Below are 25,993 nucleotides of genomic sequence, written 5' to 3' on the forward strand. Positions count from 1 at the left end.
CCTTGGGAGGAACCGGAACCCCTCGTGCGCGATAAACATCGGATGGACGGGCGGTGGTGGCGGTCCGATACCCGGACGAAAGGTTGTCAGGCAGACGAGACCTCGGATCTTCCCAGGCTATCGGGGCCGGGCGGCTACGTCGCCCGGGGGCCGCCGAGCGCCGCGGAGAGGCGGGCGGCCGCCGTGCCCAGGCCCGTGGGGCCGTACGAGGTGCGCGGCGGCAGGCCCACGGGGCGGCGCAGCTCGGACTCCGCATAGCGGAGGGTCCGGCGGTGCCAGAGGAGGACCCCGGACATGTAGTTCCGCAGCTCGCGCGCGTAACCGTCGAGCGTGGCCCGGACCGTGTCGTCGAGCGCCAGGTCCTCGGCCATCGCGGGCAGTTCGGTGGAGACGATCCGCTCGAACTCGCGCATCCGGGAGTTGACCAGGTCGGCGACGATGCGCAGGGCCTCAGGGGTGCCGCAGCCGAAGAAGTTCTGGACGACCAGCACACCGTTGTGGATCTCGCCCGAGAACTCGACCTCCTTCCGGAAGGAGTGGAGGTCGTTCTGCAGCCCCGCGTAGTCCCCGACCGCGTGCTCCATGGCCTGGACCGGCCGGGCCCGGTACACCTCGGCCGGGAGCGTCCGGCCGTGGGACAGCCCCGACAGCGCCATGGTCAAGGCCGCCCCGAAGGTCTTGCGGCGCATCTCGATGTAGTCGACCGGATCGGGGACGCGATGCTCCATCTCGCCCGTCAGCTCCCAGATCCAGCTGCCGGTCATCTCCTCGACGGCGGCGCGGAAGGCGCGGCGGGCGTCCACCGTCATCGGCCCCGCCGTACGCGACCAGAGGTCGGCCAGGCCCCGCTCCAGCGGGTTCACCGGGGTGGGGACGGCGGTGGAGTCCACCGGCATGAAGGCCGACAGCCGCTCATTGCACACCCGGGCGCCGACCAGGTCGAAGGCGCGCCCGAAAACCACGGGGTAGTAGTCGTCCGCGTACGTCCCCCAGGTCAGCCAGCCCGTGGTCAGATCCAGCTCCTCGGGGGTGGCGTCCGGATGGACCCCGGCGGCGGCCAGCGCGAAGTCGAAGGCCCTCAGCTTGTGCTCGTCCCAGACGCCGAAGCCGGGGAGGCCGGGCGGCACGTCCAGCATGCCCGCCCGCCGCCCCCACTCCACGATGTGCTTCCGGGAGCGGTCCAGATGAGGGCTCAGCCGCGCCGGGTAGGGCATACGGAGATCCGGAATCCGCACCGGCCCGACCACCCGGCGCGGCGGATGCGCATGGCTCCGCAGCCGGAAGGGCAGGGTGGCCGCCAGCGAGGTGGCGATACGGGCCGCCGAGGTGCCCAGGCCCAGCGGGCCGCCCGGCACCGGGCCACCGGGGTCGCCGGCCCCGCCGCCGTTCATATAGCGGCTGGAGCGCATGTGCCACTCGTGCCCGCCCGACTGCCAGTCCTGCAGCCCCTTGGCGTAGGTCAGGACGTCCGCGCGGGACCGAGGGTCCAGGCCGGTCTCCGCGAACAGCGCGGGCAGCTCGGTGAACACGGTGTGCTCGAACTGCTGCAGCCGTGAGGTGATCAGATCGTTGACGGCCTCGGCGGCCGCCTGGGTGCCGCAGCCGAGGAACCGCTCGAAGACCAGCACGCCATTGGAGAGCTCCCCCTCGTCCTCGACCTCGCGCTGATAGGAGAACAGGTCGTTGCGCAGATGCACGGCATCGGCGAAGGCGTCCCGGAGCACCAGCAGCGGACGGCTCGCCGCCACGGACTCGGGCACCTCGGCGCCGGCCGCGTACTCCACGAGCCCGGCGGACCAGGGGGCGCCGCCGACCTTGCGGCGCATCTCGATGTACTCCAGGGGGTTCGCGACCCGGCCCTCGCGGATGTTGGACAGCTCCCACATGCTCTCTTCGAGCAGATGGCGGGTGGCCTCGGCGAACCGCCGGCGCCAGCCGCCGGACATGGCCGGTGTCGTACGGGCCCACAGGTCGGCAAGGCCCCGCTCCACCGCGTTTCCCGGCTCGGCGCACGCCCGGCCGCCCGCACCGTCGGCGTGCACCGGCATGAACGCCCGCAGCCGGTCGAGATAGGCCTTGGCGCCGGCCATGTCCTGACTGCGCTTGAAGCTCTCCAGGAAGTGGTCGTCGAAGAAGAACACCCAGACGTACCAGTCGGTCACCGTGGCCAGCACCTCGGCCGGCGCGTCCGGGTGGGTGTAGGCGCAGAGCAGGGCGTAGTCATGGGAGTCGAAGTCGGCCTCGTCCCAGACGCCCGACCCCTCGATCATCTCCATCTCGCGGGCCCACCGCTTGGAGTGTTCCCGGGCTGCCGCCAGATGGGGATTCAGCCGGGCCGGATACGGCTCGTAGAAGTCCGGCAGCTCGAAGGGCTGTGACATCCGCGCCTCTCACCTCACCTCTCGTCGTGTTCGGGACGGACGGCCGAGCGGGTCAGGGGCCGCTCAGTCGCGTCCGTGGGAGATCTCGACGTTCTCCAGGACGCCGAGCGCGTCCGGCACCAGGACGGCCGCGGAGTAGTACGCCGTGACGAGGTAGGAGATCAGCGCCTTCTCGTCGATGCCCATGAACCGCACGGACAGACCGGGCTCGTACTCGTCGGGCAGCCCCGTCTGGTGCAGCCCGATGACGCCCTGGTCGTCCTCTCCGGTACGCATGACGATGATGGAGCTGGTGCGCTCCTTGGTGATGGGGATCTTGTTGCAGGGCAGGATGGGCACCCCGCGCCAGGCGGGCACCTTGTTTCCGTTCAGGTCGACGTGGTCGGGGTACAGCCCGCGCGAGTTCAGCTCGCGGCCGATGGCGGCGATGGTGCGCGGATGGGCGAAGAAGTACCGGGAGCCGCGGCGGCGGCTGAGCAGTTCGTCCAGGTCGTCCGGGGTCGGCGGGCCGGAGTGGGTCTGGATCCGCTGGGAGTACTCGGCGTTGTGCAGCAGGCCGAACTCACGGTTGTTGATCATCTCGTGTTCCTGCCGCTCGCGCAGGGCCTCGATGGTCAGCCGCAGCTGCTGCTCGGTCTGGTTCATCGGCTTGTTGTAGAGGTCCGCCACCCGGGTGTGCACCCGCAGCACGGTCTGGGCGACGCTCAGCTCGTACTCGCGCGGACGGAGCTCGTAGTCGACGAAGGTGCCGGGCAGGTCGACCTCGCCGGCGTGGCCGGAGGCCACCGCGATCTCCGCCTCGCCGCGCGCGTTCTGCCGCTGCCGGGGGAGGGCCGCGAACTCCTCGACATGCGTCCGCAGGGCGGGCGAGCCCTCCAGGACCGCGGTGAACTCCCGCCGTGGCAGCGCGAGCAGGGTGCCGGCGGTGACGGCCTTGGCGGTGTACTCCCAGGTCGAGTCGGTGCTGAGCAGGCTCTGCTCACCGAACCGGTCGCCGTCGCCCAGCATGCCGAGGCGGGTCGGCTCGCCGTACGGGCCGCTGCCGGTCTTGACGACCTTGCCGTGCGCGATCAGGTAGATGTGGTCGGCCGCGGTGCCCTCCTCCGCCAGCACCTCGCCGGCCTCGAAGTCGCGCTGGACGAAGCGGTCCGCGAGCGCCGTCAGCACGCCCACGTCCTCGAAGCCGCGCAACACCGCGAGCTCCCCGAGCTCACGCGGAATGACCTGCACCCGCGAACCGGTCTTCACGAACTCGATGCGGCCGTCCCCGACGGTGTAGGTGAGGCGCCGGTTGACCCGGTACACCCCGCCGTCGGTCTGCACCCAGGGGAGCACCTTGAGCAGCCAGCGGGAGGTGATCCCCTGCATCTGCGGAACGGACTTGGTGGTCGTGGCGAGGTTGCGTGCGGCGGCGGTGCCGAGGCTGAGCTGCTCCTGCCGCTCCGGCTGCGCTTCGCTGGCCGCGTCTACCGACATCAGCCGTGTCTCCTTTGCATGCGGGGAAAGCGGGGATTGAGGGGCGAACACCCAGCACGCTAGGGGGCGTTGAACGACCCGGACACGGACGGCGGAGATGACTCATCAGATCGAATGATCGTGGCATTGTCCGGGTTTAAGGATCAACGTCCTCAGCCGTCGAAATCGCCGTCCAGCAGTTCGAGATCCGGCGGCACCAGGGTCGTCGACTCGACGAGCCCGCGCAGCAGATTGTGCAGCAGATTGTGGTCGCTCGGCCCCGCCCCGTCGTCCTCGCGCAGCACCGAGTACGGGAAGTCCCCGCCGCGCTCGATCCGCCGGCGCACCGCCCCCACCTTGCGCTCGATCCGGCGCTCGCCCCACACGCCCTCACCGCACACATAGGCCAGTTCCATGGCCGCCTGCCGGTACGACAGGGGCCGCGGGCACTCCTCGTACAGCAGATAGTGCTGGCCGAGCACGACCAGCAGCAGCCGCTCCTCGTCGTCGAGCGGCCACCGCTTGGGCGGCAGGGTGGCGTCGTCCTGCCGCGCCCCGCCGCCCCGCTCGTCATGGTCCGTCACATACAGCTCGACCAGGTGCTCACGGTAGCCCGAACCCCTGACGAACAGCGGTGTGTACCCCGTCTCCAGGGGGATCGGGCCCGAACTCGAGTGCATCATCCGGCCGCGCGGCAGCCGGACCAGCTGCTGCCCGGTGTTCCGCAGCCACCACTTGCCCCCGCGGTACGTCAGCTCGCCATGGCGGCGGCTCACCCGCAGATCGCCCTCCGCGACGGACAGATCCACATCGGGCCGCCCGCCGCGCCCGAACCGGACGACACGGCCGGGCACCGGCGGGACGCTGATGTCGGCGATCACCGAGCGCGCGTGGAGCGTGCCCGGCCGGGCGGGTTCGACGCCGCGCGCCAGGGTCTCGGGGCGGTGGCTGTGCATCGCTGGCCTCCTTGAGTCGTGCCGTGCCGGGGACACTGTGCCCCACCGGCGGCGGGACCCCTCCCGCCCGGGCGCGGGTCAGGCGGTCGGCAGCCCGGCGGCGGCCGAGCGGGCGAGCTCGGTCGCCGTCCCGCAGGGCCGGTTCCGGGCCCCAGCCCCGTCGACCACCAGGCGCATCCGCTCGGTCGGCCCGTCGTCATGGCTCTGATGGGGGTGGTAGAACACATCGACGGTGCAGCTGCCGTCGCCCTCGTACTCCGGCATCACGACGGTGTCGCGTCCGGCGAGCTCGGTGAACCGGGCGTTGTGCGGGGGCGACAGGATGCCCTGGTCGAACACCAGCCGCACCGTCATGTGGTTGGTGGTGCTCTCCCAGTCGCAGGTCCACCGGCCGAAACCGAGGTCGGGGTCGCCGGCGTCGATGCCCGGGACGACCTCCAGCGCCCGGGCGTCGAGCAGCCCGCAGGCGTCCTGCTGGGCCAGCGAGTCGGACGGGAGCTTCGGTGAGCGGCGGGGGACCTCGCCCCGGTTGAGCACCGTGACCGCGTGCTCGACGGCGGCGTCGGCGATGTCGCACAGCGGTGCCTCGGCGTCGTCGGTCAGCTTCGCCGCGACCCTGATGACGGTGTCGCGCACTCCCGACAGCACGAGCGTACGACCGCACCACTCGCTCTCGGCGGGCTCCGCGACGACGTGCACCTTGCCCGAAGTCCGCGCTCCCGCGGTGCTCGGCGGATCCTCGGTGTCGAGGTCCACCGTCACATCCACGATCTCGTCGTCGTCCGAGCTCAGCACGGCATCGCAGCGGTCGTAATTGCCGTACCGCGGGTCCAGTCGGGACTCGTGTCCGAACCGCTCGAACGAGCCGGTGCTCAGCAGCGCGCACGGATCGACCGTACGGGGGTCCCCGAGGCCGAAGCCGCCGGTCGCCGTGGCGGTCGGGGTGGCGGTCGGCGACTCCTCGGCGTGGGCCGAGGGGCCGCCCGCGCCCCCGTCGTTCAGCCCCAGCACCACCGCCACCGCGGCGATCACCACGGCCGTGGCCGCCGCACCCCCGGTGAGCAGGGGGCGGCTGCGCAGCGGGGACGGCAGCCGGACCGCCCCCGCCGCACCGCCCTCATCGGGCGCACTGGGCTCCTCGGGAGGCGGATACGACGTGGTCACCTGGTCGAAGGACACCTCCGGGAGCAGTTCCACCGGCCCCGCGACCTCCCGCAGCGCCCGCTGTGCCTCCGCCGCGCCGGGCCGTCGCCCCGGATCGCGCTGGAGCAGCGCGGTGAGCACATCGCGCAGGGGCCCGTCCTCCACCAGATCACCCAGCGCCTCGGTCCGGACGGCCCGCCGGGGGCCGCGCGGCGGCGGCTCGCCCGTGACCAGCGCGCAGACGGTGGCGCCGAGCGAGAACAGGTCCGACGCCCGCTCGGGCGCGCCCCGGAAGGCCTCGGGGGCGGCATAGGCGGGGGTGAGGCTGAACGGGCCGCTCGGCGTGTTCGTCGTGCTGGCGTCGATGCGGTACGCGGCGCCGAAGTCGGCCAGTTTGGCGACCCCGTCCTCGGTGATCACGACATTGTGCGGCTTGACGTCGCAGTGCACGATGCCCTTGCTGTGCAGCGCCGCCAGCGCGTTCGCGATCTGGGCGCCGATGTGGGCCGCGAGCTTCGCGGGCAGCCGGGCAGAACCGTCGAGGCTGCCTCCGGTCACATGCTCCATCACCAGCCAGAAGGTGGCCCTCGGCCCCCGGCCGGCGCGCTCGGCGCCGTAGAGGGTGACCACGTGGGGGTGGCTGAACCTCGCCAGCGCGCGGGCCTCCGCCAGCAGTTCGTCGAAGGCGGCCCGGCTGTTGTCCGCGGCCAGGGTCCGCTTGAGTACGACGGGCCGGCCCAGCTCGGTGTCGACGGCGAACCAAACCGCCCCTCTGCCTCCGTTGACGGGCCCCTTTGTGAGCCGGTACTTGCCGACCTTCCCACCCGGGCGCACCAGAGACACTCCCCCCACACAGGAACCGGATCGCGCCACGACTGGGCGCGCGCACCGAACTTACTGCGTGAGGGGACGGGGGCACGCAGCGTTTCGGCCGCACTCACGAAACCCCCGCACATATGGAGGCGGGGGACGCGGCCACCCCTGCGGACCGCGTCCCCCGCCCGTCACCCTCGCCGTCGTTCCGCAATGCCGGTCACGGTAGCCAGGCCGGCTGGGGACCGGTCCCGGCACGGGACGGCGGGCGAACGGAGCGGCGCCCCGCCCGGAACCGGTCCGGGCGGGGCGCCGCGCGCCACGGGACTTCGAGGATCAGTCCTGCTGCGCGCCCTCGGGGAGCTGGCGCCACTTCACCGAGGTGCGGGTGTTGAACGCCCAGTCGAGCATCTTCTTGGCGTCCGGGTACCGCTTCGGAGCGTTGAGGATCACGCCCACCACCGTGCGCCCGTTGCGCTTGGCGGCGAAGACCAGACACCTGCCGGGCGCGGTACCGGTGCCCGTCTTGATGCCGATCGCGCCGCTGTACGAACCCAGCAGCCGGTTGGTGTTGTTCCAGGAGTACGTCCTGGTCCTGCCGTTGGCCGCCGGCGCCTTCTGAACGGTGTCGACGGACTTGACGACCGTGGCGAGGGTGGCGTTGCCGAGCGCGTGCCGGGCGAGCTTGGCCATGTCGCGGGGCGTGGTGTAGTTCTGCCCCCCGTACGAGATGCCGTCGAAGGTGTCGTAGTGGGTCTTGGTCATCCCCAGCGCGGACGCCTTCTTGTTCATCTGCGAGATGAACGACTTGGTGCGCTTGGCCGTGGTGTCACCCGTGCCGAACGTGTCGGCGAGCGCCATGGCCGCGTCGCAGCCGGACGGCAGCATCAGACCGTACAGCAGCTGCTTGACGGTGAGCTTGTCGCCCTTCTTCAGGTCCGCCTTGCTGCCGCCGACCCGGGCGACGTAGTCGATGTACGACTGCTTGACGGTGACCTTCTTGCTGAGGTTCAGCCCCCGGCTGTCGAGCACCACCATGGCGGTCATGAGCTTCGTGGTGCTCGCCATCGGGCGCTTGGTGTCGGCCGACTTGGCCCACAGCTGCCTGTTGGCGCTGTTGTCCAGCAGATACGCGCCCTTGGCGCTGATCCCCGACGGTCCGCCGGCGGCCTGGGCGCTCGATACGGGCAGCGCGACCGACATGGCGGCCGTGGATGCGATGACGGCTGCTCCCCAGCGCCGCACCGCGGTTCCCCCTAATCTCCTCATATGCCCTCCATTTCCTAGGAATTACGCGGGCGAGCGCATCATTCCATCGGGTGACGGAGGGACGGAAATCGGGGCGTCAGTTCGATTGTGCGATCCAGGCGTAGGCGGCTTGTGCGTCGAACTCCCGCTGGCCGCCCGCGAAGACCAGCCCGGCCGAGGCGAACGGAGCGACGCCCTCCCCCTCGTCCGCGTCGCCGTCGGGCGTCCGGCTGTCCGGCGCGTAGGGCACCGCGATACAGCGCATCTGGGCCCGGCGCGCCGCCTCGACCCCGGGCCCGGAGTCCTCCACCACCACACAGTCGGCCGGGGCGGCGCCCAGCAGGCGCGCGGCCTCCAGGAAGACGTCCGGCTCCGGCTTTCCGCGGCCGACGTCCTCGGCCGAGACGCGCACGGTCAGCAGGGAGCCCAGCCCGGTGGCCTCCAGGGTGGCCTCGATCGCGGCACGGGAGGACCCGGACGCGACGGCCAGGGGGTGCCCGGCGGTGTGCAGCCGCTCCACGAACGCGCGCATGCCGGGGAAGGCGATGGCGGAGGTGCGGACCAGCTCCAGGTAGTGGCGGTTCTTGACGGCCAGCAGCTCGTCCACGGGCGCGTCGATGCCGTACTCGGCGCGCAGGGTCTCCAGGGTCTCGCGGGTGCCGATCCCGATGAAACGGGAGTGCTGCTCCCAGGTGAAGCCGGTGACCCCGTACCGCTCGAGAGTCAGCCGCCCCGCCTCGTAGTAGTGCGGCTCGCTGTCCACGAGCGTGCCGTCCAGGTCGAAGAGGACCGCGGGGGCGCGGGAGCCGTGGGAGGCGGGTGGCGTGGGGCGGGACGTCATGGGCACCAGCATGCCAAGCGGGGCGATCAGGCCTCCCGGCGGGCTCCCGCCGCCCGGCCCTGCCCGGCCGCGGCCCGGTCCCGCCCGGTCGCAGCCGCCCGCCCCACCGCCTCGACCAGCGGCAGCACCCGGTGGGCCACCCGCTCGCGCAGCGCCATCTCGGTGCGGGTGCGGACCACGCCCGGCAGCTGGATGAGCCGCTGGACGACGTCCTCCAGATGCTCGTTGGACCGCGCCACGACCCGGGTCAGCAGATCCCCGGCGCCGGTGATCGAGAACGCCTCGATGATCTCGGGCACCTCGGCGAGCGCGTCGCCGACGTCGTCCAGGTGGCCCTGGGTGACCTCGATGTGGACGAAGGCGAGCACCGGATGGCCGAGGGCGGCCGGGGACACGCTCGGCCCGTACGCGGTGATCACCCCGTCGCGCTCCAGGCGGTCAAGGCGCGCCTGTACGGTACCGCGCGCGACGCCCAGGACGCGGGCGTACTCGCGCACGCTGGTGCGCGGCTGCTCCAGGAGCAGCCGCAGGATCTTCGCGTCCAGCGCGTCCACCGCTGCCGCCATCGGCGGAAGTCCTTCCTTCGGCTGTGCTGCACCGTGACTGTACGCCAGGGCGCCATTGGCCCGCCTCCGGACCGCCGACACCGCCCAGCGCTGTGCCAATGGCCCAGTGATTTCCGCTCGTCTTGAGCCAGGGGCCCGGTCGTGCTGTGATGAGGACATCAATGGCGCTGCGGATCCCGCGGCGCCTTTTTCACGCGCGGGCGCCGAATAGGGAGCGGGGAAGCGGTGCTGAAGAGGGTGTTCATGGGGGTGTCCGTGGCCGCGGACCCGGGGCGGCTGCGGCTGCGCACCTCGGCGCGCGCCGTCCTCGGCATCGGCCTGGCCGTGGCCGCCGTCGGGGAAGCGGGCCTGCCGCTGTCCGCCGCGATCGCGGGCGGGCTCGCGGCGCTGCTCGCCCTGTTCACCGTCGCCGACCCCACCGTGCGGGGGCAGGCGGTCACCACCGCGCTGCTCCCGGCGGCCGGTCTGCCGGTGCTCGCCCTGGCCACCGCGGTGGACGGGCGGCCGCTCGCGCGTGACGCGGCCCTCCTCGCGGTCGTCTTCTGCGGGGTCGCCGCCCGGCGCCGGGGGGCGCGGGGCAACGCGCTCGGCATCTTCGCCTTCATGATGTTCTTCGCCGCCCAGTTCCTGCACGCGGTGCCGGGCGAGCTGGTGCGGCTGTCCGCCGCGGTGCTGCTCGCCCTGGCCGTGGCGGCGGCCGTGCGGTTCGGCCTGTGGCGCGTCGAGCGCCGCGCCCTGCCGGCCGCCGCCGCCGCGGCGGCACCCATGCCGGGCCCGGCCGGGCGGGGGCCTGTCCACCCCGCCACCCGGCAGGCCGTCCAGGCGGTCGCCGCCTGCGGTTTCGCGCTCGCCGTCGGGCAGGCCGTCTCCGGAGAACGCTGGTACTGGGCCGTCGGCACCGCCTGGTGGATCTTCGTCAACACCGCCTCGCGCGGCGAAACCCTCGTCCGCGGCTTCCGCCGGATCCTGGGCACGGTGTGCGGCGTCGCGGCCGGGCTGCTGATCGCCGTGCCGCTGCACGGCGCGCCCGCGCCCACAGCCGTCCTCGTCGCCGGCTGCGTCTTCGGCATCTTCTACGCCGCGCCGCTCTCCTACAGCTGGATGATGTTCTTCGTCACGCTGATGGCCGGACTGCTGTACGGGCTCCTCGGGGTACTCCACCCGGGGCTGCTCGCGCTGCGCCTGGAGCAGACCCTCATCGGCGCCCTCGGCGCCGCCCTCGCCGTCACGGCCGTCCTGCCCGTCACCACGCACGCCGCGACCGACGCCTGGATCAGGCGCGCCCTGCACTGCGTACGGGAGTGCGCCGCAGAGTCCGCGCGCCGGCTCGCGGGCGACCCGGCCGCCGACCCCGCGCCCCGGGTGGCCGAACTCGAAGCGGTGCTGGTCCGGCTGCGGATGTCGATCGCCCCGCTGCTGCACCCCCTCAGCCCGCTGCGCGCCCGCAAGTCCCGGGCCCGGCAGGTCATGGTGGCCCTCGACGACTGCGCCCGGCAGGTACGCGGGCTCGCCGAGGTCGCAGCCGACCCGGACGCCTCCCACGACGCCCGGCTGACCGCCGCCTGTCTGCGGGTCGAGGCCGCGGTGGGGCGCCTGGTGAACCCGGCCGCCCGCCCCGCCGCCGTGCCCGCCGTCCCGGGCGCCGAGCCGCACCCCCACCCGGGCGCGGAGCGCGCCCTCGCCCACCTCCACGGCCTGGAGGCGGCGCTCGCCGGCCTCGCGGCACCGCTGTGCGGTGGGACGCGGGCGCCGCTCGCGGGGGCGTGACGCGCGCGAACGGCGCGGATACGAAGGCTGGTCTAGACCGGTGCGTTACCGTCGGCCCGCAACGGTGAAGTCGTCGGAAGGGCAGTGCGGTGAGCACCACAGGCAGTGGACAGCGGGCGTACATCGGGTCGTTCACCTCGGAGGGCGGCGCCGGCGTCACGGTCGCGTCCGTCGACGCGGAGACGGGCGCGCTGAGCGCCCTGCACAGCACGGACGCCGTGCCCAACCCCTCCTACCTCGCGCTCGCCCCCGGCGGCGAAACCCTCTACGCGGTGAGCGAGACCGACGCCGGCGCGGCAGCCGCCTTCCGCGTCGCCGACCCCACCCGGCCGCCCGCCCCGCTGGGCACCCCCGTACCGGTGCACGGCGCCGCCCCGACGCACCTCGCGCTCGCCGCCGGGCACCTCCTCACCGCCAACTACGGCTCCGGGAGCGTCACCGCGCTCCCGGTCCGGGACGGCGGCGCGCTCGCCGAGCCGTCGGCGGTGCTGCGCCACGAGGGCAGCGGCCCCGACACCACCCGCCAGGAGGGACCGCACGCCCACGCCGTCGTGCCGGACCCGTCGGGGCGCTGGGTGCTGGCGGTGGACCTGGGGACGGACTCGGTGTGGGTGTACGCAGTGGGCACGGGAGACCTGGGGGATGCGCGGGAGGCGCCCCTGCGGGCCCACGGTGAGGCCCGGCTGCGCCCCGGCAGCGGCCCGCGCCACCTCGCCTTCCACCCCCGCGGCGAGCGCGCCTACGTCATCAACGAGCTGGACCCGACGGTCACGGTGTGCCGTTGGGACGCGGCGTCCGGCACCCTCGACGCGCTCGGCGAGGTGCGGGTCCTGCCGAGCGGCACGGACGCCCCCGACTTCCCCTCCGAGATCGTCGTCTCGGCAAACGGCCGCTTCGCATGGGTCGCCAACCGCGGCCACGACAGCGTCGCGACCCTCGCGCTCGACGCGTCCGGCGACACGATGACGCTGGTCACCACCACCCCCTGCGGCGGCCACTGGCCCCGCGACCTGACCCTCGCCCCCTCGGGCCGCCACCTCTACGCCACGAACGAGCGCTCAGGCGACGTGACCTGGTTCCGGATCGACCCGTCATCGGGCGTACCGACCCGCATGGGCTCACTCGCCGTGCGGGCGGCCTCGTGCGTGATCTTCGCCTGACCGGTACGGGGGCGGGGCGGCGGCCCCGGTGGCGGGGCCGGCTCGCCCCGTACGGAGGCTCGGCGCGGCGTCAGCGCAAGGCCGGGTTGGGCTGGAGCTTGATGCCCAGAACCGTCGCGTACTTCGCCAGGACCAGCTTGCCCACGGCCGGGTAGGCGCCGAGCGGTTCCGCCGCCGCGCACTCCGCCTCTTCGGCGGCGGCCGCGGGGAGGTCGGCCGCGACCTCGGGGCCGATGAGGTAGGGGGCGAGGGCGAGGCGGGAGGAGCCCGCCGAGCGCAGTTGCTCGGCGACGCGGACGACGGCTCCGTCCTCGTCCAGCGCGGCGGCCATGACCGGGATGGCCAGGCGCGCGGAGAGCAGCATGCCGGTGATGCCGCCGGCCTGGGCCGCTTCGGCGCCGCCGACCGTGGCCAGGATGATCCCGTCCGCGGCGGTGGCGACCGTGAAGAGGCGGGCGCGGTCGGCGCGGGCGAGGCCCGCCTCCGAGAGGCGTACGTGCAGGGCCTCGGCGAGGAGCGGGTGCGGGCCGAGGACGTCGGTGAGTTCGGCGGCGGAGCCGCTGTGCTTGACGGCCTGGCGTATCCGGCGCAGCAGCGCGTTGTCCGGCCCGGCGAGCAGCGGCACGACGACGGCGGAGGCGGTCTCGTCCGTGACGACCGGCTCGGTGGCGGGCGCCTCGGCCGCGCCCTCCTCGCCCAGCGCCTCCGCTTCGGCCTTGGCCGCCGCGGCGGCCCGGCGGGCGCGCTCGCCGCGCTCCTGGGCGGCGCGGGTGAGCACGGCCTCCAGCGCCGGGAAGCCCTCGTCGGCGCCGTCCCCGTCCACGTACCCGATCTGGGCGTCGAGGCCGGGCAGCTCGGAGCGGGCGATGCTCACGACCTCCTCGGCCAGGCTCCGGGTGGCGTCGTCAGGGGAGCCCGGGACGGCCAGTACCAGCGGAGGGGCGCCGACAGGGGCGGCCACGGGCTCCGGCCGGCGGTGCCGTCCGGGCTGTCGGGGACGCGGCATTCGTACAGGCAGGCCGGACGCGGGCCCAGTGGGGGAGCTCATGGCGCCGCATGTTAGCCGCTTGTTGTGATCGGCTGTTCGGGAGGGTGCGACGCGGGGTCTTCTGTCCCCATTTGCCGAGCCGTGTCGTTCGACACTGTTTGCTTTACCGCTGTCCGCCTTGACGACGGGCGGTGGCAGGCTCAAGACTCCCGCGCGAGCGGGCCGACGTCCATGACGCGCAACAGCGCCGCGTCCAGCGGCAGGCGCAGTGAGTCCGTGGCGAGCGCCGCGGCGATGCGCACCGCGCCGGTCAGCGGGTCCCCGGTCGCCTCGGTCACCCGGGCGTTCGGCAGCCGCTCGGCCAACTGGGCGCGCAGCGGTACGAGCAGGGGGGCGCCCATGCGGAAGAGGCCGCCGGTGAGTGCCACCACACGCCCCTCGACATCCGGGCAGGCCGCCTCCGCGGCCTGGGCGATGTGCTGTGCGGCGTCCCGCAGAATCCCGGCCGCGACCGGGTCCAGCTCCGCGCACCGCCCGACCTCGGGCGCGAACGAGGCGAGCACGGCGGGCCGGTCGGGGCGCGGATAAAGCTTCCCCGGCAGCTCGCCCGCCGGGCCGAAGACCGCTTCCAGGCGGGTCAGCAGCGGCTGTGAGCCGCCCTCGCGCCCGTCGTACGCGCGCATCGCCGCTTCGAGTCCGGCACGGCCGATCCAGGCCCCGCCGCCGCAGTCGCCGAGGAGATGGCCCCAGCCGTCGGCACGGCGCCAGCCGCCGCCCGCGCCCGCAGTGCCGCCCGGCAGGGCGCCCAGCGCGATCAGGCCCGTGCCGGCCGCGACCACCGCCCCGGGCCGCTGGCCGAGGGCACCGGCGTAGGCGGTCACCCCGTCGGCCGCCAGGGCCAGCCGCCGGGTGCCGAGCGAACTCGCGAGCGCTTCCGGCAGCTTGGCGCGCAGATCGTCGCCGAGCGAGGCCATGCCCGCGGCGCCGACGCACACCGCCGCCACCCGGTCCGCCCCGGCCTCGCGCAGCAGCGCACGGGCGGCGGGGAGCACCCGGGTGAGCAGGCTGTCCGCGTCGATGCCCCGGTCGCCGACCACGGCGGGTGTGGGCGAGGACCAGCTCAGGCCGTTCGCCGGGCCGTCGCCGCGACCGCCGTGCCGCTCCTCGCCGCTGTCCCCGCCTCCGTCGTACGGGGCATCGGCACCCCCGTACGGGGCATCGGCGCGGGCGAGCGCGACGCGCACGCCGGAGCCGCCGGAGTCGATGCCGAGTACGAATCCCTGCTCCGCACAGTCGCCCACCGTTCAGCCGAACCCGCGCGCATCCTGCTTGAGCGCCGTGTCCACGGTCAGTGCGGTGGCCACGACGAGGCTCAGCAGCGGGTCGGGCAGCTGGCGGTGGATCTGCAGGACGTAGTTGTCCGCGGTGGTGAACATCGTCTTCGCCAGACCTTCCCAGGTCTTGGTGATCCGGGCGATCTCGGTGTCGGTGTGGTCGACGATGGCGAAGTTCCAGGCCCGCCAGTTCTCCGCCTTGATGGCGCCGATCTGCTGGCCGTTGACCTGAATGGCGAAGTTGATCTTGCCGATGGCGTTCTGCTGCACGATCTCGCCGACCGGCTGCCCGTCCGGACGCGTCACCAGCACCTTGGACTTGATGAACTTCGCCGGGCGGGTCAGCACCAGATGCGGCTGCCCCTGGGCATCGCGGATCTCGAGCTTGTGGGTCATGAACTGGTCGAGGCTCGAGACGAACCGAGCCACCTTCTTGAGGGTGCTCTGGCCGACCTGGACCACCGACCCGATGGTGCGTCCGTGCTGGTCGAAGACGCTGTACTCGTTGGTGAGCTCGATCAGCTTGGCCTTCTGGTTCACCACCAGCACCGGCTCGCTGAACAGCGTGCCGCCGCCGGCGTGGACCGGGGCGACGCCCGCCTGCTGCTGCACCTGCCGCTGGATCCTCGCCGGGTCGGCGACCGGCGCCTGCTGCTGCGGGACCTGCCCCTGCTGGCCCGGCTGGCCCGGCTGGCCCGGGTGGGTGTGCTCGGTCCACTTCGCGCCGTCCCACCAGCGCAGCTGGTTGGGAGTGCCCTGCGGGTCGGCGTACCAGCCCGCAGGGGTGTTCGGATGTGTCGTCATGGCGGGCAGACTACCTGCCGCTCACCAGGACGGAAGCGGTCAGGGAAGGCGCCAGTCCACCGGCTGGGCCCCTTGCTGTACGAGCAGCTCATTGGCCCGGCTGAACGGACGCGAGCCGAAGAAGCCGCGGTCGGCGGACATGGGGGAGGGGTGCGCGGATTCGATGGCGGGCAGGCTGCCGAGCAGCGGCCGTACGTTCCGGGCGTCGCGGCCCCACAGGATGGACACCAGCGGGCGGCCGCGTGCGGCCAGCGCCCGGATGGCCTGCTCGGTGACCTCCTCCCAGCCCTTGCCGCGGTGTGCGGCGGGCCGGCGCGGCGCGGTGGTCAGCGCCTTGTTGAGCAGCAGCACCCCCTGCGCGGTCCACGGGGTCAGATCGCCGTTGGACGGGCGCGGCAGGCCGAGGTCGGTGTGCAGCTCGCGGTAGATGTTCTCCAGGCTGCCGGGCAGCGGGCGCACCTCGGGGGCCACCGAGAAGCTCAGCCCCACGGCGTGGCCGGGCGTCGGATACGGGTCCTGACCGACGATCAGGACGCGCACCTCGTCGAAGGGCTGCTGAAACGCGCGCAGCACATTCTGTCCGGCCGGCAGATAGGTGCGCCCCGCCGCTATCTCGGCCCGCAGGAAGTCGCCCATCGCGGCGATGCGTCCTTCGACCGGCTCAAGGGCCTTGGCCCAGCCTGCTTCTACGATTTCGTTCAAGGGTCGTGCAGCCACGTCGCGTCACTCTAGTGGCCCGGCGCGTGCCGGTGTGCCCGCTCTCCCGATCAGGGCCGCACCGCCCCGTCGGCGGTCGAACGGTCCTGTGCGAGCTGCGCCAGCGCCCGGCGGTCCACCTTCCCGTTGGCGGTGCGCGGCAGTTCCGGGAGGGTGTGCACGACGTCGACGATCGAATGCCGCGGCAGCCGCTGCGCGCAGTGGCGCTTGAGGTCCAGCAGGGTGGGGTCGCGGTCGCCGGCGCGTACCAGGAAGGCCACCAGGGCCGCGTCGATGCTGTGCCCGACCACCACGGCGGCGGCCTCGGCCACCGCGTCATGGCTCTGCAGCACCGCCTCGATCTCGCCGAGCTCGATCCGGTGCCCGCGCACCTTGACCATGGAGTCGCGCCGGCCGACGTACTGGAAGCCGCCGTCCTCCAGCACCAGCGCGATGTCGCCGGTCGGGTAGCTGCCGCCGGCCAGCGGCGGCCGGCCCCAGTAGCCGAGCATGACCGTCGGCCCGGACACCACCAGCTCGCCCTCCTCGCCCGGCCCGGCGGGTTCGCCGTCCGACCGGACGGCGGTGACCGTGTCGCCGGAGCACATCCGGCCGATGGGCACCGGCAGGGTCCGCTCCGGGTCGATCGCGTCGACCTCGTAGGAGGTGCAGACGTTGGTCTCGGTCGGCCCGTAGAGGTTGAGGAACCTGGCGTGCGGCAGGTGGGCCCGCAGCCGCCGCAGCGGGTCCACGGGAAACGCCTCGCCCGCGAACAGCACCGTGCCCAGCGCCGGCAGCGGGGTCTCCAGCAGCTCTCCGTGGCGCATCATGAGCAGCAGCGCCGCCGGCACCGAGTACCAGACGGTGATCTCCCGCTCGGCCAGGAAGCGGACGAGCTCGCGCGGGGCGTACGCCGTCTCCTGCGGCACCAGGTGCACCGAGGCGCCGACCGCGAAGGCCGCGTAGAGATCGAGCACCGAGAGGTCGAAGTGCAGCGGCGCGTGGTTGGCGAACCGGTCCGCCCCGCTCGCCCGCAGCTCGGCGGCGGCCCAGTCCACGAACGCGAGCGCATTGCGGTGGCTGAGGCAGACACCCTTGGGGTCGCCGGTGGAGCCGGAGGTGTAGAGGATGTACGCGAGGTCGCCCTCGGTGCGGGCGGGTGCGGCCGGCGGCGGGCCGGCCGGCCCGGGGCCGGTCTCCGGCACCCGCTGCCAGGGCGTGCCGCCGGGCCAGGAGTCCAGCAGCGGCGGCGCGTCGCCGAACTCGCCCAGGGACTTGGCCCGTTCGGGGGGAGCGACCAGCGCGGTGGGGGCACAGTCGGCCACCAGCGACGCGGCGCGGCGCGGCGGCGCCTGCGGGTCGAGCGGGACGTAGGCGGCGCCGAGCCGCAGTACGGCCTGCATCGCGGCCACGGCCGCCGCCGACTTGTCGAGCCAGATCGCCACCCGGTCGCCCGGGCGCACCCCGAGCGCCGCGAGTTCGAGGGCGATCCGGTCGGCCCAGCCGCTGAGCCGGCCGTAGGTCAGCACGCCGTCCGGCCCCGCGACGGCGAGGGCGTCGGGGGTGCGCCGGGCGGATTCCACCACCAGCTGGTGCAGCATCACAGGCCCATCTCCCGCGCCATGATCTCGCGCTGCATCTCCGATGTGCCGGAGAAGACGGTCGAGGGCAGCGCGTCGCGCAGCATGCTCGCCACTCCCGTGTCCTCCAGGATGCCCGCGCCGCCGAAGAGGTGGACGGCCTCCAGCGCGGTCTGCACCGCGTTCTCGCTGATCGCGAGCTTGGCCATGCTGACGTCGAGAACCGCGCGCTCCTGCCGGTCCAGCTTCCAGCAGGCCTGCCAGAGCAGCAGCCGCGCCGCCTCCAGCCGGACCCGGGCATCGGCGAGCCGGTGCGAGACCGCCTGGTTGTCCGCCAGCGGCCGCTTGAACTGCCGCCGGGTGGAGGCGTGTTCGACACACTGCTCCAGCAGCCGCGCCGTCTGTCCGTTGTACGCGGAGAGCAGACAGGTGCGCTCCCACTGCATGGAGCGCTGGAAGATCGCGGCTCCGTTGCCCTCCGGACCGATCAGATGGTCGGCGGGTACGCGGCACTCGTCGAGGACCAGCTGCCCGGCCGGGCAGCTGCGCAGGCTGGACTTCCTCATCGGCTCGCCGGCCCTCAGGCCCGGGGTGTCGCGCTCGACCAGGAAGGCGCTGATGCCCAGGTGCCCCAGCGACGGTTCGGTGACCGCGTACACGACGAAGACATCGGCCACCGGGCCGTTGCTGACGAAGGACTTCGTGCCGCTCAGCACATAGTGGCCGCCGTCGCGAACCGCCCTGGTGCGCATGGCGTTCACATCGGAGCCCGCCTCGGCCTCCGAGATCGCGTTCCCGGCGATCCACTCCCCGCCGCACAGCTTCGGCAGCACCCGCTCCCGCAGGGCGTCCTCGGCGTACTCGGCGAGGGGCATCGCACAGGCGAAGGTGTGCGCGGACGCGGCGAAGACCAGCCCCAGGTCCCGCGCGCCCCGGCCGAAGGCGTCGACGAGACGGGCGGTCTCCAGGGCGCCGTACTCGGCGCCGCCGTACTTGCGGGGTATCGACAGCCCGAGCAGCCCGAGCGAGGCGATCCGGCGCCACTGCTCCCTGGTGTAGAACTCGTCATCGGCGGGCCAGGTCCACTCCCCTAACGCGGCGACGATCCGGTCGTACTCGTCCTGAAGCCCTGCATCCCATCGAAAATCCATGAGTCCTACCCTCCGACGGTCCTTGACGCGTGCCATGCGCGATCAGTATGTTGAGTCGGTCCAGAAGTGAATAAGCGGTGGGGCACGGGGGAGCACATGAAGGATATCGAGATATTCAACGATATCAAGGCGTTCATCGAGGACAAAGGACTCAAGGGGCAGGGGACCGTTGAATCGGATACTCCGTTGCTGGAGTGGGGAATTCTCGACTCGCTGACGCTAGCACGGCTCACCACTCATCTGGAAGTCCGCTACGAAATCACCATCCCCAGCGGAATCAACCTGGGCGCGCGTTTCCGGAACCTCCAGAGCATCTGTGACTTCATCGTCGAACTGCGCGCCGGCTCCGAGTCCGCCGGTGAGTCCGCCGACCCTGTCGACCAGTCGGTCGGCGGACCCAACTGACCTGGTCAAGGGGGTTCGCCATGGGGGAACGGTTGGCGCTGTCCGCCGCCCAGACCAGTGTGTGGGTCGCGCAACAGCTCGACTCGGACGACCGGTCGTTCAACATAGCCGAGTACTGTGAAATACGCGGGGCACTGCACCCGGAACTTTTCGAGAAAGCGGTCCGCGAAGTCGTCGCGGAAACCGAGGCGCTGCGCACCAGATTCGAGATCGACGAGGCAGGGCTCGGTCAGTTCATCGACGATTCCGTCGAATGGTCCATGCACCGTTTCGATGTCGCGGACGAACCCGATCCGGAGGCCGCGGCCCGGAAATGGATGGCCGGGGACCTGGCCCGGGAATTCGATACGGCCAAGGGCCCGGTTTTCTCGTCGGCGCTGTTCAGGATCGGGCCGGAGCTTTTTTACTGGTATCGCGCCGTGCACCATGTCGCGATCGACGGATTCGCGCTTTCGCTCATCGCGTCGCGGGTCGCCGACGTTTACACCGAACTGGTCACCGGGCGCCCCCGGCAGCCCCTGCCGCCCGCGTCCCTGCGGCATGTCGTCGAGGACGACGCCCGTTACCAGTCCTCCGAGGACTACGAGACAGACCGCCGGTTCTGGCTGGACCGCCTCGCCGGCCTGCCGGGGCCCGTCAGCCTGGTGGAGTGGAAGCCGACCGCCACCCGCCGGTTCGTACGCGCCGGCCACCAGCTGACCGCCGAGGAGGTCGACCGCCTCCGCGCACTGGCCCGCCGACTCGAGGTGACCTGGCCCGAGGTCGTCATCGCGGCGGTCGCCGTCTACCTCCACCGCGCCACCCAGTCCCAGGACGTGGTCCTCGGCCTGCCGGTGAGCGGTCGCCTCAACCCGCTGCTGCGGCGCATCCCCTCGATGCTCACCAACTCCGTACCGCTACGGCTGCGCCTCGACCCGGACACGCCCCTGGGCACCGTGATCGACCGGACCGCCCGAGAGGTCGAGCTGGCCAGGGAGCACCAGCGCTATCCGCACGAGCGGCTGCTGCGCGAACTGCCCGACTTCCCCGACGGCCGCCGCCAGTTCGGCGTCGACGTCAACATCATGGCGTTCAACTACAGCTTCGACTACGCCGGTTGCCAGGCACGGACCCACAACCTGTGCGCCGGTCCGGTGGAGGACCTTTCCGTCAACGTCTACGACCGCCTCGACGGCAGTGGCCTGCGGATCGACTTCGACGGCAACGCCGAACTGCACAGCCCCGCCGAGCTGGCCGACCACCTCGCGCGTTTCGTGGCTCTCCTCCGATCCTGCTCCGAGGAGGGCGCCGAGCGGCCGATCGGCGCCCTCCCCCTGGAGGTCCGGTAGGTCCGGTAGCGAGCGGTCACTCCGCCGTCATGGCCACCGGCAGGCTGCTCACACCGCACAGCAGGTTGGAGTAGACCCGGCGCGGCTCGCCGTTGGGCTCCACGGTGGCCACGATGTCGCGCAGCGCGGTCAGCATGGCGGCGATCTCCGCCCGCCCGAGATAGGCGCCCAGGCAGAAGTGGGGGCCGTAACCGAAGGCGATGTGCTTGTTCGGCGTCCGCGCCAGATCGAAGCGCCCGGGCTCCGCGAAAACCTCCTCGTCCATGTTGGCCGAGCCGTTCCACAGGGTGACGATCTCACCGGCCCGGATCACCTGGCCCTCGTCACCGACCGGTACGTCCTCAAGGGCCGAGCGCCCGAAGTGGATCGCGGGGGTCGTCCAGCGCAGGACCTCCTCCACCGCCGTGGCGATACTGACCTCACCGGACTTCAGCGCGGCCCACTGGTCGGGGTGTTCCATGAACGCCAGCACGGCGCCTGTCATCGAGAGCCGGCTGGTCTCGTCACCTCCCAGGATCAGGCTGTAGCAGTTGACGACGATCTCGTCCATGGTGAGCGGCCTGCCTTCGAGGGTGCCGGTGGCCAGGACGCTCACCGCGTCCGTGCCGGGGTTCCTCCGGCGCTCGACGGCCAGCTTCTCGAAGTAGGCGAGGATGTCGTTGCGCGCCTGCCACGCGACCGCGGGGGACGGCACCGCCCCGTCGGAGCCCAGGGCCGCCTCGGTGCACTCCAGCACGAACGGGCGGTCCTCCTCGGCCACGCCCATCAGGTCACAGATGGCGTTGAGCGGGATGTGCGCGGCGACGTCCTTGGCGAAGTCGCACTCCTCGCGGGCCACGGCGTCCAGCAGCAGTTTCCGGGTGGCAGCCTGGATGTTCTCCACGACACCCGTCAGCACCCGTGGCGAGAACGCCTTGAGCAGGATCGTGCGCAGATCGCTGTGGCGCGGACCGTCGGTGACCGCGGCCATCATGCCCGCGGCGGAGTCCCCGCCCAGCAGCAGCGTGGTGAGGACATTGCCCTTCTCCGACGTGAAACGCCTGGTGTCACGGTAGAGGTCGGACACATCCGCGTGCCGGGTGACCACCCAGAACCCGTCCGAGCCGGCCACCGGACGGTGCCGGTGGAAGGGCTGTTCCTTGCGCAGCCGCCGCCAGACCTCGGTGAGGTCGTGTTCGGCGTGGGTGCGCGGGTCCGTCAGGTCCAGGGTGTCGAGGGCGTCGGCGTCGAGTGTGCGGAGACTGGCCATGGGCGGTGACTCACCTCAGGTCCCGTGGGTTCGTATAGAGCCGGGCTTCGAAGTACGCGTCGTCAGGGGAAGCGAGCGTCCCGCCCAGCCGCGACCACGAGCCGCGCCCGTCCAGGACGGGCACGAGGGCCGTCCCCACCAGACACAGCACCACGGCGCGCGGGGCCCGGGCGAGGGACGCCTCGATATTGTCGAGCACCCGCTCGGTGACGGCGGCGGAGAACGGCTCGTAGAAGTAGAAGAAGCCCGCGTCGTCGGGGATTTCAAAATCCCGGGCGTCCCGGCAGACGACGTCGATGGGGCGCTCGTTCGATACCTTCGCGGAATAGCTCGCGGCGTTTTTCCGCGCTATTTCACAGAGCTCGCTCGAGAATTCAACACCGATGACCCGCCTGAACGGGAAATCGGCGGCCACGAACAGCACCCGGCCCTTTCCGCAACCGAAGTCGACGAACGACATGTCCTCGTACCGGACCCCGGCCGCCGAGATGACCAGCCGAATCGTCCGGACCGGCGTGGGCGAGTAACGTGAGTTGTTCACCAGAGTGGTGTCGTCCGCTTCCCGGATCTCCCAGGGCTCCACGGGCCGGCTCGTCTCCACGCCGTATGCCGTGTCGAATCCATCGAGGTCGTCGATCTCGGCCAGGACGGTGTCGAATCGCTGCTGCGATTCCAGCGAATCAAGCGCACTGCGCCGAATATTGTTTTCTGGCATGAAAGCGTGCGTGCCCCTCGTGGTCGGGCGGGATGCGGTAATGCGGCACCGGGACGGCTGCGGCGAGCGGACACGGTGTGAGCAGATGATGGCCCGTCAGCAGGCCTTCAGTGCACAAGGCTTGGCCACGTTAGGCGATTGCCCCGACCCGGGTATATGACCTAGGTCACATCCTAATCACGCGTGTGTGTTGATCCCGTGAGGGCCGTCCCGTTAGGCCGCGCCGTAACGCCTTGACGCGTTCCGGCTCAGCTGATTGACTCGCGTAGTAGATCTGGAAGCGCGCTAGGGAGGGGACCCTCTTCGCGCTGTGGTGGTGGCCTTCCGGTCTTAACAAGTCGCCGCCGTCAGTACCGCAGATCTCAAGCGGGCACAGAGTGCCAGGCGCTTTCGAGCCGAGCATCAACTCACGGGGGAGTTTGTGATGATGGCTGAACCAGGTCGACGACCATGTTGGTGCGTCGGATTCGGCATGTGCGGGCGCTCGGCGCTGCCCTGTCGACGGCTGCCCTGTCGCCCCTGGCTGCCCTGTCTTCTCTGAAAATCGCCGGCCCCTCCGCGTAAGCGCGGCCGGACCATTCCGGTGTGACATTCCTTGGGACAGGTGCGCCTCAAGGCGGCTGGACAGCCGGCGTGTGCAAGGACTCTTTTTCGACGACTTGGCCAGACGATTACCCATGCCTTTGCCTCGACCGGTGCTGGGCAGGAAGAAGGAATCAGATCGTGATCCCGTTGTCCTTTGCGCAGCGTCGGTTGTGGTTTCTGCACAAGCTCGAGGGCCCTTCGGCCACGTACAACATGCCGCTGACGCTGCGGCTGAAGGGCGATGTGAACGCGGCGGCGCTCCAGGCTGCCATCGGCGATGTGATGGCACGCCATGAGTCCCTGCGCACGGTCTTCCCCGAAGCGGACGGCGAGCCCCACCAGCTGGTGCTGGACACGGAGCAGGTCGACTTCAGATGGGAGAGCCGGGCGGTCGCCGAGGCCGATCTCCCCGGCGCCCTGGAGGCGGCCGCCCGCCACACCTTCGACCTCTCGTCCGAAGTGCCGATCCGTGCCTGGCTGTTCCAGATCCATCCGGACGAGTCCGTACTGATGCTGCTGATGCATCACATCGCCGGTGACGGCTGGTCGATGGCCCCCCTCGCGCGTGATGTGGTCGAGGCGTACACCGCGCGGGTCGAGCGCCGCTCCCCGCAGTGGGACGAGCTGCCTGTCCAGTACGTCGACTACACGCTGTGGCAGCGGGAACTGCTCGGCGAGGAGTCCGACCCGGACAGCGTCTTCTCCCAGCAGGTCGCCTACTGGATGGACAGGTTGGCGAACCTGCCGGAGCAGGTGACCTTCCCCGCCGACCGGCCTCGCCCCGCGGTCGCCTCGTACGAGGGTGCCTCCTTCGCGTACGAGCTGGACGCGGAGCTGCACGGGCGGCTGGTCGAGCTCGCCCGCCGTACGAACACGACGGTGTTCATGGTGTTGCAGGCCGGTATGGCGGCGCTGCTGACGCGCCTCGGGGCGGGCACGGACATCGCGCTGGGCAGTGGTGTGGCGGGCCGTACCGACGAGGGGCTGGACGACCTCATCGGCTTCTTCGTCAACATGTTCGTGCTGCGTACGGACACCTCCGACTCCCCGGCCTTCACGGACCTGCTCCGACGGGTGCGCGCCGCCAGCCTTGAGGCGTACGAACACCAGGACGTGCCGTTCGAACGCCTGGTGGAACTGCTCAACCCCCGGCGGTCGACCGCGCACCACCCGCTGTTCCAGGTCGCCCTCGTCCTCCAGAACGCCGCTACCGAGGAGTTCCAGCTCCCCGGCCTCCAGGTGGAGGCGGAGGTCCTGAGCTCCGGCACGTCCCGCTTCGATGTGCTCCTCTCCCTCACCGAACACCACGACAAGACGCAGCGCCCAGCGGGCATCGAGGCGCTGGTCGAGTACTCGACCGAGTTGTTCGACCGTGCGTCGGTTGAGGGTGTGCTGGCGCGGTGGGTGCGGTTGTTGGAGCAGGTGGTGGCGGATCCGTCGGTGCGGATCGGTGGGGTGGAGCTGCTGGCGGAGGCCGAGCGACGGCAGCTGTTGACGAGCTGGAACGACACGGCCGTCGAGGTGCCGCCGGAGACCCTGGCCGGGTTGTTGGAGGCGCGGGTGCGGCGGGCTCCCGATGCGACCGCGCTGGTGCGTGGTGGGGAGGCCCTGTCGTATGGGGAGGTGAACGCCCGGGCGAACCGGTTGGCGCGTTGGCTGATCGGTGAGGGGGTGGGGCCCGAGCGGTTGGTTGCGGTGGAGTTGCCGCGTTCGGTGGATCTGGTGGTGGCGGTTCTTGCCGTGTTGAAGGCGGGGGGCGCGTATCTACCGGTCGATCCGGGGTATCCGGCGGAGCGGCGTGCGTTCATGCTGGCGGATGCGCGGCCGGTGCTGGTGCTGGACGAGGCGGTGCTGGGGCGGGATGTGTCCGGGTTCCCGGACACCGACCCGGGGGTCGGTGTGGAGCCGGAGCACCCGGCGTATGTCATCTACACGTCGGGTTCCACCGGTGTGCCCAAGGGTGTGGTGGTGTCGCACCGGGGTGTGGCGAGCCTGGCCCATGCGCAGGCTGCGGGGTTGGGCGTGGGTGCGGGAAGTCGGGTGTTGCAGTTCGCGTCGCCGAGTTTTGATGCGGCGTTCTGGGAGTTGGTGATGGCGTTCGGCTCGGGTGCCGCGCTGGTGGTGCCTGAGGGTGGTCGTCTGGTGGGTGAGGTGTTGCGGGATGTGTTGGGGGAGCAGGGGGTGACGCATGTGACGTTGCCGCCGTCGGTGTTGGGTGGGGTGCCTGCGGGGGCGGAGGCGTCACTGCCGTCGCTGGAGTGTGTGGTGCTGGCCGGCGAGGCGGCGCCGCCGGAGCTGGTGGCCCGGTGGTCGCGGGGGCGTCGGGTGGTGAACGCGTATGGTCCGACGGAGTCGACCGTCTGTGTGTCGATGAGTGATGCGCTGTCGGACGACGGTGTGGTGCCGATTGGCCGTCCGGTGACCAACACCCGGGCCTATGTGCTGGATGAGGCGTTGCGGCCGGTGCCCGCCGGTGTGGTGGGGGAGCTGTATGCCTCGGGCGCCGGGCTGGCGCGTGGCTATGCGGGCCGGGCGGGGCTGACCGCCGAGCGGTTTGTGGCGTGTCCGTTCGAGCCGGGTGTGCGGATGTACCGGACCGGTGATCTGGCGCGGTGGCGTGCGGATGGCCAGCTGGAGTTCGTGGGGCGTGCGGATGAGCAGGTGAAGGTCCGTGGGTTCCGTATTGAGCCGGGTGAGATCGAGGCGTTGCTGACGGGTGTTGACGGGGTGCGGCAGGCGGTGGCGCTGGTCCGTGAGGACGTCCCTGGTGATCAGCGGCTGGCGGCGTATGTGGTGCCGGATCTGGAGGCTGCGGCTGCGTGTGAGGA

General features: G+C 71.8%; 20 protein-coding genes. 5 read left to right on the forward strand and 15 right to left on the reverse strand.

Annotated elements, in window-relative coordinates; genetic code table 11:
* Nucleotides 1-134 precede the first annotated feature (134 nt).
* The 7 genes from ACFZDL_RS28785 to ACFZDL_RS28815 form a co-directional block, all read right to left on the reverse strand.
* On the reverse strand, nt 135-2,381 hold the full coding sequence (locus ACFZDL_RS28785) for a germacradienol/geosmin synthase (RefSeq protein ID WP_353591771.1): 2,247 nt from the start codon (nt 2,379-2,381) through the stop codon (nt 135-137).
* A gap of 63 nt (nt 2,382-2,444) precedes the next feature.
* Nucleotides 2,445-3,857: a family 2B encapsulin nanocompartment shell protein gene (locus tag ACFZDL_RS28790; protein ID WP_353591770.1), complete on the reverse strand. Its 1,413-nt coding sequence runs from the start codon at nt 3,855-3,857 to the stop codon at nt 2,445-2,447.
* 152 nt (nt 3,858-4,009) lie between these two features.
* Nucleotides 4,010-4,792, reverse strand: a complete 783-nt coding sequence (locus tag ACFZDL_RS28795; RefSeq protein WP_353591769.1) for an FHA domain-containing protein — start codon at nt 4,790-4,792, stop codon at nt 4,010-4,012.
* 78 nt (nt 4,793-4,870) lie between these two features.
* Entirely contained in the window at nt 4,871-6,769 is a 1,899-nt protein-coding gene (locus tag ACFZDL_RS28800) for a serine/threonine-protein kinase (protein WP_353591768.1), read from the reverse strand.
* A gap of 315 nt (nt 6,770-7,084) precedes the next feature.
* Nucleotides 7,085-8,017, reverse strand: coding sequence for a serine hydrolase (locus tag ACFZDL_RS28805; RefSeq protein ID WP_353591767.1), 933 nt, complete (start codon nt 8,015-8,017; stop codon nt 7,085-7,087).
* Between the two features lie 76 nt (nt 8,018-8,093).
* Nucleotides 8,094-8,837 (reverse strand): HAD family phosphatase, encoded by a 744-nt coding sequence (locus ACFZDL_RS28810; protein WP_353591766.1) that lies wholly within the window; start codon nt 8,835-8,837, stop codon nt 8,094-8,096.
* A 26-nt stretch (nt 8,838-8,863) separates the two neighbouring features.
* Complete coding sequence (locus ACFZDL_RS28815; RefSeq protein ID WP_353591765.1) at nt 8,864-9,403, reverse strand: Lrp/AsnC family transcriptional regulator; 540 nt, start codon at nt 9,401-9,403, stop codon at nt 8,864-8,866.
* A 243-nt stretch (nt 9,404-9,646) separates the two neighbouring features.
* On the opposite strand from ACFZDL_RS28815, the gene ACFZDL_RS28820 reads away from it, so the two are divergent.
* Both ACFZDL_RS28820 and ACFZDL_RS28825 read left to right on the forward strand, forming a co-directional pair.
* Nucleotides 9,647-11,170 (forward strand): FUSC family protein, encoded by a 1,524-nt coding sequence (locus tag ACFZDL_RS28820; protein ID WP_353591915.1) that lies wholly within the window; start codon nt 9,647-9,649, stop codon nt 11,168-11,170.
* 89 nt (nt 11,171-11,259) lie between these two features.
* Nucleotides 11,260-12,330, forward strand: coding sequence for a lactonase family protein (locus ACFZDL_RS28825; protein ID WP_353591764.1), 1,071 nt, complete (start codon nt 11,260-11,262; stop codon nt 12,328-12,330).
* Nucleotides 12,331-12,400: 70 nt separating this feature from the next.
* On the opposite strand, the gene ACFZDL_RS28830 is transcribed toward ACFZDL_RS28825, so the two are convergent.
* The 6 genes from ACFZDL_RS28830 to ACFZDL_RS28855 form a co-directional block, all read right to left on the reverse strand.
* Nucleotides 12,401-13,378, reverse strand: a complete 978-nt coding sequence (locus ACFZDL_RS28830) for a hypothetical protein (protein ID WP_353591763.1) — start codon at nt 13,376-13,378, stop codon at nt 12,401-12,403.
* Between the two features lie 140 nt (nt 13,379-13,518).
* Nucleotides 13,519-14,619, reverse strand: coding sequence for a BadF/BadG/BcrA/BcrD ATPase family protein (locus ACFZDL_RS28835; protein WP_353591762.1), 1,101 nt, complete (start codon nt 14,617-14,619; stop codon nt 13,519-13,521).
* A gap of 3 nt (nt 14,620-14,622) precedes the next feature.
* The gene (locus ACFZDL_RS28840) at nt 14,623-15,456 is read right to left on the reverse strand and encodes a phospholipid scramblase-related protein (protein ID WP_353591761.1); all 834 of its coding nucleotides are present in this window, start codon (nt 15,454-15,456) and stop codon (nt 14,623-14,625) included.
* A 39-nt stretch (nt 15,457-15,495) separates the two neighbouring features.
* Nucleotides 15,496-16,173 (reverse strand): uracil-DNA glycosylase, encoded by a 678-nt coding sequence (locus ACFZDL_RS28845; protein ID WP_353591760.1) that lies wholly within the window; start codon nt 16,171-16,173, stop codon nt 15,496-15,498.
* 50 nt (nt 16,174-16,223) lie between these two features.
* The gene (locus ACFZDL_RS28850; RefSeq protein ID WP_353591759.1) at nt 16,224-17,753 is read right to left on the reverse strand and encodes an amino acid adenylation domain-containing protein; all 1,530 of its coding nucleotides are present in this window, start codon (nt 17,751-17,753) and stop codon (nt 16,224-16,226) included.
* Nucleotides 17,753-18,883, reverse strand: coding sequence for an acyl-CoA dehydrogenase family protein (locus ACFZDL_RS28855; protein ID WP_353591758.1), 1,131 nt, complete (start codon nt 18,881-18,883; stop codon nt 17,753-17,755). The genes ACFZDL_RS28850 and ACFZDL_RS28855 overlap by 1 nt, the downstream gene beginning before the upstream one ends.
* Nucleotides 18,884-18,979: 96 nt before the next feature.
* Between ACFZDL_RS28855 and ACFZDL_RS28860 the strand changes: the two genes are divergently transcribed.
* Complete coding sequence (locus tag ACFZDL_RS28860) at nt 18,980-19,288, forward strand: acyl carrier protein (RefSeq protein ID WP_353591757.1); 309 nt, start codon at nt 18,980-18,982, stop codon at nt 19,286-19,288.
* A 20-nt stretch (nt 19,289-19,308) separates the two neighbouring features.
* On the forward strand, nt 19,309-20,616 hold the full coding sequence (locus tag ACFZDL_RS28865; protein ID WP_353591756.1) for a condensation domain-containing protein: 1,308 nt from the start codon (nt 19,309-19,311) through the stop codon (nt 20,614-20,616).
* A 16-nt stretch (nt 20,617-20,632) separates the two neighbouring features.
* Here ACFZDL_RS28865 and ACFZDL_RS28870 read toward each other — a convergent pair whose 3' ends face one another.
* A complete protein-coding gene (locus ACFZDL_RS28870; RefSeq protein WP_353591755.1) occupies nt 20,633-21,865 on the reverse strand; it encodes a cytochrome P450 in 1,233 nt (410 codons plus the stop codon).
* 10 nt (nt 21,866-21,875) lie between these two features.
* Nucleotides 21,876-22,580 (reverse strand): class I SAM-dependent methyltransferase, encoded by a 705-nt coding sequence (locus ACFZDL_RS28875; protein ID WP_353591754.1) that lies wholly within the window; start codon nt 22,578-22,580, stop codon nt 21,876-21,878.
* Between the two features lie 723 nt (nt 22,581-23,303).
* Here ACFZDL_RS28875 and ACFZDL_RS28880 point away from each other — a divergent pair.
* Nucleotides 23,304-25,993 (forward strand): amino acid adenylation domain-containing protein (locus ACFZDL_RS28880; RefSeq protein WP_391192799.1); only part of this gene is annotated, 2,690 nt, incomplete at its 3' end.

The organism is Streptomyces sp. NPDC007917 (genome assembly GCF_042959105.1).
Taxonomy (GTDB): Bacteria; Actinomycetota; Actinomycetes; order Streptomycetales; family Streptomycetaceae; genus Streptomyces.